Here is an 11,933-nt window from a genome sequence, read left to right on the forward strand (position 1 = left end):
CATTGGTTTCACTTTTAAATTAGCATATTTTCAAATTCGTTTTCCGCTTTACGCTCTTAGCTTTTTTCGTTAAGTTTGCTTTAGCGGTTACCGCACCATGAATGGGGATTCATTGCCGGTAAATGCCAATGAGGGCCTGATATCATCCATATAATTTTTTACTACGCTATCAGGTAAAATCATTACTGTTTTAAATACAGAAGCTTTAACAATTGCCATACAAATAAAAATGGTTCAATTTACGTTTTCTGTAAATTAAGTGTGATATGAGTCAAGTCCAGGATAAATATAGCCACACCCGTAAAGTGCTGCTGGTTTTAATAAGTATACTGGCAGTAATTCCTTTAGCGCCGCTAATCAATCGCTATATTCCGCCATTAGTTATCGGCAGCTGGAACCTTGACCTTACCGTTTCAATTCTGCTGGCCGCCACCCTTACATTTCTTACATTACGCCTGTTTCGCTTTTTACTGCTTCCGGCAGTAGGGTTACTGGTGCTGGTATTGATTTACAACCAGCTTACCAACGGATACGGCTTTGGCAATATGATCAGGGATTACAAAACCATGGTGCAAACCAACTGGGGCCGTAAAGAGCAGAAGGAAATCGACCTGGTGCTGCGTCCTACGTTTTTTGACGGTCCGCTTACCAAAACCGTAAAAACGCTGCAATCGAAAGTGATCGCCAATGATTCGCTGGTGCGCAATTATTCAGTACTGCATTCACTGGATTTTTTCGACGAATATTATCCCAAATACGGCTCACAGGTGCGGTTGCTGTCGCTATTCAAACACATCAACAGCCACTTCAAATATGTATCCGATTCAGAAAGAGATGAATACTTCGCCACCGCCCACGAAACCATTCTGAACGGACTGGGAGGCGATTGCGACGATCATACCATTCTGATGGTGTCGTGTATGAAAGCGATAGGCGCCCATTGCCGCATGATTTTAACCGATGGACACCTGTATCCCGAACTGCTTTGCGGCGATGAAAAACAGTTCGAAATGATGCAGCAGGCCGTTATTCATTTGTTTGGTAACGAGGCCATCGACAATATGTATTACCACGAGCAAAACGGCCAATACTGGATCAACCTCGATTATACAGCCCGCTACCCCGGCGGTCCGTACGTGAGCGAAACCGCTTATGCAATCATTAATTTATAGGTGAATGGTGAATGGGCAATAGTCAATTACCCGAAGAAGCATTCGCATTAAAGGTGAATAGTGACCAGGCAAATGGCATCGTGAATGGTGCCTTCCCCTAAGCCATGAGCGCATGAGCCGGAAAAGCTCGCTAAAAAAGGTAGATATCGAATGTTTGATGTTGAAACAGTGCCCTGAAGATCCCGAAGCAGCGAATTTATTGTGATTATTTTTAAATCCATGCTTATGCAGTATCCTTCCACCGGCCCAAAACTTTGATTTAAGCCCCCTGTTAACCTATCAACTTGTAAACTTCTCAACTTCTTACTTCCTGCGCCTTGTACCTTGTAACCTGAAACCTGTGCCTACTACTCCTCCCACAACACAAAATCCGGCAAATTTTTACTATAACTATTTTCAAACACACCGGCAGGTGCGGCTGGTGCATTGAGGCCTTTGGTTAAAAATCCGCAGATGCCAACGGTAAGCGCCACGAGCGATGATAAATAATACACCAGAAAATTATCCGTGGTTGAGGATGCACCGGGAAGAAAATAATCGAAGATATAAATAACGATATAAGTTCCGTATTCGAACAACAGCGCTGCATAAATCAGCAGCAAAGCCCGCTCCTGGGGCGTATGTTTTATTTTCTGCAGCTTCAGAATAATTTCACCGATAATAATACTTAACACAATTATTAACTCGCCCCCCAGTATAAATTTCAACGAATCATATTCAAATCCGCGTATGAGGCAGTTTACCAAACCGGTTGCTATTAAAACAGGAACTGCCAGCCGTGTAATTTTTTTTATTACAGGCGAGCCTGTTGTAAAATAAACTATGGTAAGAATGAATGGTACATCTAACAGATTATAAAAAACCGTGAACATTTCATTAGCGCTTTTTGAGAGGGGGAAAAATTCAATCACATTTATAATGGCGCTAACCAGCCAAAACAAGGCAAATAACCTGAAGGGCACCTGCGACCAAAGCTTTTTTCCAATTACTAAAAGCATGGGAACAAAGTACAAACCAACAGCCACAATAGAAACGATCTGATATATTACGCTTTTCACTTTCAGGAACTATATTACGCTCTAAAATCGCTAAAAAACGCTGAAATATTGCATCCTGCGTTTAATTCAGTAATTGTACTTTTTCGACGACTTGCATAAAATACTATACATAAATAAAATCTACACAATCGATTGCATAACGGAATTTCAGGCCACTCATTTAAGTAGAACATATTATGCTTGTTATCGATTTAGCAATAATCGTTTGAACCACGTAGTTATATCAGTAGTAAATAACCGCTTTTCCAGCCGGCCAATTCTCCGGGCTGTGAGGATATTTGCCAATTAAAATGTACAGGCATGTAGATTATACGACATTTTGTACCCTGAAAAGCAATTATCGTTTAAACATTAGTTGCGCATGAAACGACTATCTAAATTAATTGGTGCAACATTGAGCCGTTCATATTAGTAAAACTACTATACCACTAACTGGTTATTTACATATCACATATGTCATTTCAACCATATACAACGTAATAACCGAAGACGCTAAAACGAGCAGATTTGCTCTATGAAATTCAATTGTTAACATATATTTTTGATTTACTGATTCAAACAAGTAAATAGTAGTAAGTTTTATAAGAGGTTTCAAAATCCAATGTCCGTTCCAATATCACGTGAAAGATCAACCCTTGGTTCAAACTAACCAAAGAACTTTATCCGGTAATTTCAATTTCAATATTATGTAGATCGTATCCTGGAAAACCTGAACACAAAATCCAAATCCGAATTTAGAACCGAAATCCAGTTAAATCCGTGAAGAACCCAGTCGATATCCTGAAAACCCGCAGCCAAAACGTGTTTCACCTCTGAATGAAATCCGATACCATTGAAAACATTACGCATTTGGTAGGTCGACTGAAATAATTTAAAAGCCTTTGCTGTTTCAGCAAGGGCTTTTTACTTTTTCCAGGATGAGTGTACCGCTCACCCTTGCTTTTAAGAAGGCAACAGGTGAGCCATTTTTGAGAAAGTGCCCCCTTCGTATATCCTCAGATTTTTTTAGGCGTAGGTTTCCCTAAATTTGATCCTATGAAACATTGCAGTTACTCCCGGTTACTGACCCTGCTGGCCGCTACCCTGCTCTGCTGCCAGGCATTTAGTCAAAATACCCAGCTTACACCCGGCGAATTTGAACAGGCCATTGCAGGTAATAATATCCAGTTGCTCGATGTACGCACTGCCGATGAATATAAAGCAGGCCATATTGCCCATTCGCTTCAGGCCAACTGGAACAATAAACAGGAATTTACAAACCGCGTTCAGCATCTTGATAAAGCAAAGCCATTGTACGTGTATTGCGGCTCAGGGGTTCGCAGTAAAGCTGCTGCCGAATGGTTTCGCAGTAATGGCTATACCAGCGTTTATGAGCTTACGGGCGGTTTTATTAAATGGAAAACCGATGGCAAACCTGTTGAAGGCATGCCGGCTGTAAAACCAATGACTATACAGGAGTTCACAACTGCCGTATCCGGTACAGGCATTACGCTCGTTGATGTGGGCGCTAACTGGTGCCCCCCATGCCGTAAAATGGAACCGGTTTTAAACCAGTTGCAGCAGGAGTTATCAGGAAAATTTACCCTGCTGAGGATCGACGCCGGGGTACATACCGACGTGGTTAAACAGCTGCAGGCAAACGAATTTCCGACCTTCATTTTATATAAAAGCGGAAAAGAGGTGTGGCGAAAGCAGGGAATTGTGGAGCTTGACGAACTGAAGCGGGAGATTAATAAGCAATAAGCAGATACCGGGTACCTGATACCGGTTACCAGGTACCAGTTACCGGATACCGGAAACAGGAAACAGGTAGCTGGTAACAATTAAAAAATCTTAAACCAAAACAATGCTCCTTCGTTACACTTTTCTTCTATCACTTATCTTATTCTCGTTTTTTTGTACGGCACAGGTCATTGAAACGCTTACAAGCGGCACAGAGGTTTCGATTCGGGGCTTAAGCGTGGTAAATGATGCGGTAGTTTGGGTTAGCGGCAGCAATGGCAAAGTTGGCCGGTCGGTCAATGGAGGTAAAACCTGGCAATGGATCAATGTAAAAGGTTTCGAAAAAACCGATTTCAGGGATATAGAGGCTTTCAATGCCCAAACTGCCATTATCATGGCCATTGCTGAACCTGCCTATATACTAAAAACTACCGATGGCGGTGTTAGCTGGAAAACAGTATTCACCGATTCAACCAAAGGCATGTTTCTCGACGCCATGGATTTTTATGATAATAAACATGGTGTAGTGGTAGGCGATCCTATCGACTCAAAATTCTTTATTACCAAAACAACTAACGGCGGAAACACCTGGCGTACAACACCCGCTGTAATGCGTTCCAAATCCGCCACAGGTGAAGCCTGTTTTGCCAGCAGCGGCACCAACATTCATTATTTCAGAAATAAAGACTTTTTGTTTGTAAGCGGAGGCACGCAAAGCCGGCTGCACGATGATGCCGGCGGACACCAGGTTCCGATTATACAGGGTAAAGAAAGCACCGGCGCCAATTCTATCGCTGTATTGCACAACACAACCCGGGTGAGCAACGATTTTATTATAACCGGAGGCGATTTTACCAATGATAAAGACACCACCCTCAATTGTGTGCTTACTCACGATGGCGGCCAAACCTGGATTCACCCCACTACCCCGCCCCATGGCTACCGCAGCTGCGTAATTTATTTAAGCAATAAAAAGCTGTTGTGTTGCGGTACATCGGGCGTTGATGTTTCATCCGACGGCGGCATGACCTGGAAACCAGTGAGCACCGAAGGGTTCCATGTATGCCAGAAGGCGAAAAATGGTAAAGCAGTTTTTCTTGCGGGAGGCAAAGGCAAAATTGCAAAGCTGATCTGGTAACTACTTCTTAAACATAAAGTAAACTGCCCCCAGCAAAAATGCAAAGCTTACAAGGTAACGCCATTGAAATGGTTCGTGCAGATAAATCATGGCAAACACGGTAAATACAACGAGGGTTATTACTTCCTGCGTCATTTTTAATTGAAAGCCGTTAAACCCGTTGGTGAAGCCCCAGCGATTGGCCGGAACCATTAAACAATATTCAAAAAAGGCAATTCCCCAGCTAATCAGCACCGCTTTCCATAAGGGCATTCCCTGTTGTTTTAAATGTCCATACCACGCGATGGTCATAAATACATTAGAGCACAGCAGTAAAAGAATTGTTCGCATTCACTTTAAATTTAGTTACCGGATATCAGATACCAGTTACCCGGTAACTTGCAACAGGCAACTGGCAACCAGAAGCCCGTAAGATAATTATACCAACTGATAAAAATCGTGTATTTTGAATTAAATTACCGGCATATGATATCAGGTAAAATTGAAGCCGCATTAAACCGGCAGATCGACCTGGAAGGCTATTCTTCGATGTATTACCTGGCCATGGGTTCATGGTGCGAAGTAAAAGGATACAATGGCGTGGCGCAGTTTCTTTACCACCATTCAGATGAAGAAAGAATGCACATGTTGAAGTTGTTCCATTATATTAACGACCGCGGCGGACATGCTATTGTTCCGGCTTTTGCGGCGCCTCAGAAAGATTTTAAAAGCATCAGGGAAATATTCGACATTGTACATTCGCACGAAGTAAAGGTTTCGAACGAAATCAATGCGCTGGTTGAATTATGCATTCAGGAAAAAGATTATACTACGCATAACTTTTTACAGTGGTATGTAACCGAACAGATCGAAGAAGAAAGTCTGGCGCGCCAGGTACTCGATAAACTGAACCTGATTGGTGAAGATAAAGGCGGCATGTACCTGTTCGACAGGGATCTGGCTACTATGACGGGACAGGGAGAGAAGAAAGGAAGGCATTGATTAATTTGAAAATTTGAAGATTTGAAAATTTCAAATGCCTGCCGGCCAATGAAATAATTCAAAAAGGTTTATATAATGGAAAAGCCCCGGGTGGTACGCATCGGGGCTTTTTCAATGTAAACCATTCTTCAGTTAGCATGAACAGGTAACAGCAAAATGGTATCTACAGCAATTTAAGTTCATGGCTATGGAGAGTTGCTGTATGTGCCCGCGAAATTAGAACTCGTTTATTTAAGTTGCTACGGCAATTGATATCCGCGCGATTTTAGGCAATAAGCGTGCAGTTTTGGGGGATAAACGTGCAGGGAGGGTTTGCAGTTGGCAGTTACCAGTTGCTACTACGTGCAGTGGGAAAAGCTGACTTTCGGAACATTTACTCTAAGGGGTTTTTATCGGGATCCTGACGTGTGTCAAAAATTGTAAGTAAATAAATTTTGGATGTATCAAACGTATAATAAAGAAGATTATGTTTGGTAATGCTTATTTTTCTTATTGAAGCATTATGTAGAAGGGGCCTGCCTAACTGAGGGTTTGTCCGCAATAATTCCAGCTTTTCATTAAACAGCGCTAAAAAACTATCTGCTATACTGTCGGACCATTCAATTTCAAGATATGCAATTACTGCAACAAGTTGGTTTTCTGCAGCTCTTGAATAAACTATTTCGTACGCCATTCTTTTATGCGTTGCATTACAGCGTCATGGGTTGAAAAATTGCCTTGCTTAACTTCATGTAATGCTGTTTCCAATTGCTGCCATTGTTCTTTGGTAAGATTATCACTTCTTTTCGTAGCATATTCCACGGCTGCTTCATGAACCATTTGCAACGCCAGTTCATCATCCATTTTGTCAACTATATCGTAGATTTTCTCTTTCAGTTTTTTCTTTTTCATACCACACAATTTATATAAATATAGCTTTTTTTGATAAAATATAAAAAGTCCCGCAGTTTCCTGCGGGACTACATATTATTATTAAACAGTTCTTCGACTACGCTCAGAACTTTATAATATATCATCCTTCGACTACGCTCAGGATTGTATTAATTCAAACCTCTGAAATCCACGGGCACCAGCTTGCTAACGCCGGGCTCCTGCATGGTAACACCGTAAATTACGTCTACAGCGCTCATGGTTTGCTTGTTGTGCGTTACAATGATGAACTGGCTTTCCTGGCTGAACTTGCGGATCATTTGCGTGAACTTGCCTACGTTGGCATCATCAAGCGGCGCATCAACCTCATCGAGGATACAGAATGGCGCCGGCTTAATTAAATAGATCGCAAACAGCAGGGCCGTTGCCGTTAATGTTTTTTCTCCACCACTTAGCTGCGTGATCGACGACGGACGCTTACCCTTGGGCTTGGCCACAATGTCGATACTGGTTTCGGCCAGATTCTCGGGATTTTCGAGGATCATATCTGCCGAGTCATCTTCGGTGAACAAAGCCTTGAATACCTTCTGGAAGTTCTCGCGCACTTTATTGAATGTATCGAGGAACTGCTGATTGGCAGTAGCTTCTACTTCCTGAATGGTTTGCAACAGGCTATCCTTGGCCGTTACGAGGTCGTTCTTCTGTTCAAGAATAAACTCGTACCGTTTTTTCATTTCCTGAAACGCTTCGATGGCCGTGGGATTCACCTCACCCAGGTTTTCGAGCCGCTTTTTCATGCGGTCGCTTTTTTCCTGCAACTCTTCAACAGGCACTTCGCCTGTACGCGGTTGATCGATTATATCATCGAGATTAATCTTAAACTCAACGCTTAAGCGCTCTTTCATACCGGCCAGCTGCAGCTTCAGTTCGTTCAGCTTGTCTTTGATTTCGCCCAGCAAATGCTCGGTTTGCTCTCTTTCTTTTGTTTTATGACGCAACTCGCTTTCTTTTTCCTGCAGCGCATTGCGCAGATTATAATAAGCCTGGTCGGCTTCATTCAGCGTTTTCTCCTCTTCCTCTTTGCGGCGCATCATATCAATCAATCCGTTCTCGGCTGTTGTTAGCTGATCTGCGCTTTCGGTAATATTTTCAAGTGTTTGTTTTAACTGCGATGCATTGGCTTCGATCTGATTGCGCAGGTCGGTAAGCTGTTTGCTCTTGAATTGCAGTTCCTGAGTAAGCGAGTTGATCTTACTCGTTTGACGCGTTAACTGCAGATTATATTCATTGAAAACAGCCTGCGCGTTGTTATACCGGCTTTCGGCGTCTTTATACTCGTCTTCAACGCTTTTCAATTGCTCGCGCAGCTCGTTTAACTGGTTCACCAGCTCATTCCATTGTTCGCGGGTGCCGGCGATGGAAGAGGATGTTTGCTCGAGGTTCATTTGCAGTTCTTCGAGCCTGTTTTGTGACGAGCTTTGCATACCATGCAGGTTTTCCATTTTATTTTCAAGTGAAAATACCTGGTTGGTAAGCGTGTTGATATCTTCCTGCGCCTGTTTAATGGCAGTTTCTTTCAGTTGCTCGTTATAGCCGATTACTTCGTTGTGTTTTTCCTGAATGGCATTTTTTAATCCGTGCACCACTTCTTCGAGCGCAATGATCTCTTCGTGCAGCTTTTCGAGGTTCTTGGCACGACCGATCTTTTTACCCTCAAACAAACCAACACTGCCACCGGTTAATGAATATTTTCCTTTTACATATTTACCGGTTTTCTCCAGCACTACCGATCCATTTGAGCTGGCCAGCGCATCTTCACTTTCAGCAATAAATACATTACCGAGTAAATATTCGGCCAGCTGGCGGAATTGGGCATCAACCTCAATTACATCCATAGCCGCAATAGTACCTGCAGGTGCATGGCTTTTTGCTTCGGCAGTGCCAAATGCGCCTTCGTTCAGTTTATCGAGTAAAAAGAAATTGGCTTTACCTTTTTTATTTTGATCGAGCAAATGCACTGCCTGTAAACCCTCCTGCAGGTTATTCACCACATAATAGTTCAGGTATGGCTCCAGTACATTTTCAACGGCTGCACGAAAATCCTGTTTTACATAAATAATATCCGACAAAATGGGGGCAGTATGGTTCCAGTTTGGATTTTTATGCAGGAACTTCACACTTTCGGGATAGCCTTCCATGGAGTCGATAAGGCTTTTCAGCAGATCGTGCTCGTTTTTTTTGGCATCGAGCTTACGGCTTTCTTCGGCTAACTTTTGGCGTAACACTTCCAATTCGCCCTGTGCCTGTAGTATCTGTTCTTTGGTTCTTTCGTGTTGTTCCTGTAAGTTGCGCAGGTCCCTTTGGCGTTTTTCCAGTTCCTGCTCTTTAACCATCCGATCTTCTTCCAGCTGTTTTAACTGGCTATAACGCGCTTCGCGTTCTTCCTCGATCTGGTAAATGGCTTTTTGTACGTTCTGGATCGATGTATCGGCCACCGCTACTTTTTTCTCGGCTTCGAACTGGTTGCGTTGTAAGCTGAGGTTTTCGGCACGCAGACTATCAACATGTACGCGTTTTTCATCAAATACAGCGCGGCTGCTTTCTACCGCATCTTTGTTATCTTCGACCTGTTGTTCAAGTCCTTCGAGCTTTGACTGCTCCTCACCTACCTGAATACGGGTAAACTCAATGCTTTCTTCGAGCCCCTTCAGCTGGCCTTCGCTCTTAGTTAAAAATTCCTGTAAACTGTTTTCGCGTTCTTTTAAAAAGTTCAGGCGTTGCGAAGCAAGGTTCTTTTCATTTTCCTTTGTTCGCAGCGTTTGCAGCATGTCGTTAAATTCGTGCTGCATGCTTTGCAGGGCGCGTTCTTTTTCAATAAAGCCCACTTTTTCCTGCTCAATCACCGCTTCTTCATTGGCAATTTCAGCATCGAGCCTTACTTTTTTATCGGTTTCAACTTCTGATTGTGTATTGAGATCGCGATACGTAAGGTTAAAGCCTTCGAGGGCCGCTTTGGCCAGTTCGATACTCAGCTCGCGGTACTCCTTCTTTATTTCGTAATATTTTTCAGCTTTCTTCGCCTGGTTTTCGAGGGTTTTCAACTGGTTGTTGATCTCGAACAGCAGGTCTTCAATACGCGCCAGGTCCTGTTCGGTGGCATCCAGTTTTGATTTTGCCTCTTTTTTACGGGTTTTGTATATGGTAATGCCGGCAGCCTGTTCAAGCATGCGGCGGCGGCTGTTCTCTTTGTCTTTAATGATCTCATCGACCATACCCAGTTCAATGATGGCATAGCTGTCGGTACTTACACCGGTATCCATGAACAGGTTCTGGATATCTCTCAAACGGCACTGCACATCGTTGAGCCTGTATTCACTTTCCCCGCTTTTGTAGAATTTGCGGGTAACCGTAATGGTGCTGAACTCGGTAGGTAAAAGATTGCGCGTGTTTTCGAAAGTGAGACTCACCTCGGCCAGTCCGCTGGCAGAACGGGTTTTTGACCCGTTAAACACGAGGCTTTCGAGATTTTCACTACGAAGATGGCTGATCTTCTGCTCCCCGATAACCCACCGGATACTGTCGATAATATTGCTCTTACCACAGCCGTTAGGTCCGATAACACCGGTAATGCCCTCATCGAAGTGGAGTACGGTTTTGTCGGCGAAACTCTTGAATCCTTTGATTTCTAAGCTTTTTAAGCGCACTTGTTGGATTTATTTTAGGAAACGACAAAAATAAGAATACCAGTCCAAATTAGTGCCGGATAGAGTAATACAGATTAAAAGTTGTACACTTTTGGGGAAAATTTACAGAAGTATTTGGTTACCAGTTGCAGGTTGCCGGTTACCAGCTACCTGTTGCCAGTTGCAGGTTACAAGGCACAGGTTACAGGGTTCCCGGCTCGCCACGTTTTTTTCCTGTGACATGATACCTGGAACCTGCATTTCTTCATTGCCGGTGGCCGGGAACAGGAAACCGGTAACCTGCATTCTTGTCTTTTCATCTTTCTTCGTAACTTACCGGTAAACAACGCCATATGATCGAATTGTTGCGAACAAACAGTTCGCATCCTGATTTTCATAGCCTGATTTCGCAGCTTGATAAAGAATTATGGGACAGGTACCCGGTTTTACAGGCCGAATACGCCCCACATAATAAAATTGAAAACAATTCAACCGTGATCATTGCCTATAATAAAAAACACCCGGTAGGCTGCGGTTGTTTTAAGGCGCTTGATGAAACAACTGTAGAGATAAAAAGGATGTTTGTGGATCCGGAGCATCGCGAACAGGGTATTGCCATCGCCATTTTGAGCGAGCTGGAAGAATGGGCGCTTGAATTATCGTATACCCGCGCTGTTCTGGAAACCGGCACCAATCAGCCCGAAGCTATTCACCTGTATAAAAAAATGGGATATAAGCTCATTGAAAATTATGGCCCTTATATTGGTATGGATACCAGTATATGCATGGCAAAAGATTTAGATAAAAATATTGAATAATGAAATGTTTTACCTAAACTAAAAAATACCATTTAAACTATGATTACCCGAAACTGGACAGGCGTTGTAAAGCATGATCGTACTCATGACTACATCGCTCACCTGCAGAACGACACCTTTAAAAAACTATCTTCCATTAAAGGTTTTATTAATGCGAGTATCCTGCAAAGGGAAGTAACTGATGGTGTTGAATTTTTAGTAATTACCGAATGGGAAAATATGGAAGCCATTCAGGAATTTGCCGGGGTTAATGCCGATATAGCAGTAGTGCCGCAGGTTGCCCAGGAAATGATGGTTCGGTACGATCCGGTGGTAAGGCATTATAAAGAAACGTTTACTTTGGTACCTGTTGAGTGAAGGCAGTAGGCAATGGGCGGTATGCAATAGCTCCGGTTTAAACACGCCGATTAATACCTGAACAGGTTGGAATAGCAGTTTAGCAGTTTGAAATTAATTCGAATCAAAACAGGAACAACTGCCAACCTGAGTTT

The 11,933-nt window shown here is 43.0% G+C and carries 12 protein-coding genes; 6 read left to right on the top strand and 6 right to left on the bottom strand.

Annotated elements, in window-relative coordinates; translation table 11 throughout:
• Nucleotides 1-266 precede the first annotated feature (266 nt).
• Nucleotides 267-1,172, top strand: a complete 906-nt coding sequence (locus AC59IL_RS31690) for a transglutaminase domain-containing protein (protein WP_496556267.1) — start codon at nucleotides 267-269, stop codon at nucleotides 1,170-1,172.
• A 347-nt stretch (nucleotides 1,173-1,519) separates the two neighbouring features.
• Here AC59IL_RS31690 and AC59IL_RS31695 read toward each other — a convergent pair whose 3' ends face one another.
• Nucleotides 1,520-2,230, bottom strand: coding sequence for a hypothetical protein (locus AC59IL_RS31695; RefSeq protein ID WP_496556268.1), 711 nt, complete (start codon nucleotides 2,228-2,230; stop codon nucleotides 1,520-1,522).
• A gap of 1,035 nt (nucleotides 2,231-3,265) precedes the next feature.
• On the opposite strand from AC59IL_RS31695, the gene AC59IL_RS31700 reads away from it, so the two are divergent.
• Nucleotides 3,266-3,973, top strand: coding sequence for a rhodanese-like domain-containing protein (locus AC59IL_RS31700; protein WP_496556269.1), 708 nt, complete (start codon nucleotides 3,266-3,268; stop codon nucleotides 3,971-3,973).
• Nucleotides 3,974-4,076: 103 nt separating this feature from the next.
• Nucleotides 4,077-5,090 carry a WD40/YVTN/BNR-like repeat-containing protein gene (locus tag AC59IL_RS31705; RefSeq protein ID WP_496556270.1) on the top strand — a complete coding sequence of 338 codons (1,014 nt, stop codon included), beginning with the start codon at nucleotides 4,077-4,079 and terminating at the stop codon, nucleotides 5,088-5,090.
• Here the strand turns inward: AC59IL_RS31705 and AC59IL_RS31710 are convergent, their stop codons facing one another.
• Nucleotides 5,091-5,420, bottom strand: coding sequence for a DMT family protein (locus tag AC59IL_RS31710; protein WP_496556271.1), 330 nt, complete (start codon nucleotides 5,418-5,420; stop codon nucleotides 5,091-5,093).
• Nucleotides 5,421-5,555: 135 nt separating this feature from the next.
• Here AC59IL_RS31710 and AC59IL_RS31715 point away from each other — a divergent pair, with 135 nt between their 5' ends.
• Nucleotides 5,556-6,071 carry a ferritin gene (locus AC59IL_RS31715; protein WP_496556272.1) on the top strand — a complete coding sequence of 172 codons (516 nt, stop codon included), beginning with the start codon at nucleotides 5,556-5,558 and terminating at the stop codon, nucleotides 6,069-6,071.
• Nucleotides 6,072-6,444: 373 nt separating this feature from the next.
• Here the strand turns inward: AC59IL_RS31715 and AC59IL_RS31720 are convergent, their stop codons facing one another.
• From AC59IL_RS31720 to AC59IL_RS31735, 4 genes are all read right to left on the bottom strand, one after another.
• A complete protein-coding gene (locus AC59IL_RS31720) occupies nucleotides 6,445-6,744 on the bottom strand; it encodes a type II toxin-antitoxin system RelE/ParE family toxin (RefSeq protein ID WP_496556273.1) in 300 nt (99 codons plus the stop codon).
• Nucleotides 6,729-6,962: a hypothetical protein gene (locus AC59IL_RS31725; RefSeq protein WP_496556274.1), complete on the bottom strand. Its 234-nt coding sequence runs from the start codon at nucleotides 6,960-6,962 to the stop codon at nucleotides 6,729-6,731. Before AC59IL_RS31725 ends, AC59IL_RS31720 begins: the two co-directional genes overlap by 16 nt.
• A 149-nt stretch (nucleotides 6,963-7,111) precedes the next feature.
• On the bottom strand, nucleotides 7,112-10,645 hold the full coding sequence (gene smc / locus AC59IL_RS31730) for a chromosome segregation protein SMC (RefSeq protein WP_496556275.1): 3,534 nt from the start codon (nucleotides 10,643-10,645) through the stop codon (nucleotides 7,112-7,114).
• A 102-nt stretch (nucleotides 10,646-10,747) separates the two neighbouring features.
• Complete coding sequence (locus AC59IL_RS31735) at nucleotides 10,748-10,930, bottom strand: hypothetical protein (RefSeq protein WP_496556276.1); 183 nt, start codon at nucleotides 10,928-10,930, stop codon at nucleotides 10,748-10,750.
• Nucleotides 10,931-10,977: 47 nt separating this feature from the next.
• On the opposite strand from AC59IL_RS31735, the gene AC59IL_RS31740 reads away from it, so the two are divergent.
• Both AC59IL_RS31740 and AC59IL_RS31745 read left to right on the top strand, forming a co-directional pair.
• Entirely contained in the window at nucleotides 10,978-11,442 is a 465-nt protein-coding gene (locus tag AC59IL_RS31740) for a GNAT family N-acetyltransferase (RefSeq protein ID WP_496556277.1), read from the top strand.
• A gap of 39 nt (nucleotides 11,443-11,481) precedes the next feature.
• Nucleotides 11,482-11,799 carry an antibiotic biosynthesis monooxygenase family protein gene (locus AC59IL_RS31745; protein WP_496556278.1) on the top strand — a complete coding sequence of 106 codons (318 nt, stop codon included), beginning with the start codon at nucleotides 11,482-11,484 and terminating at the stop codon, nucleotides 11,797-11,799.
• The last annotated feature ends 134 nt before the right edge of the window (nucleotides 11,800-11,933 follow it).

Source organism: Niastella sp. sgz303648, assembly GCF_059587045.1.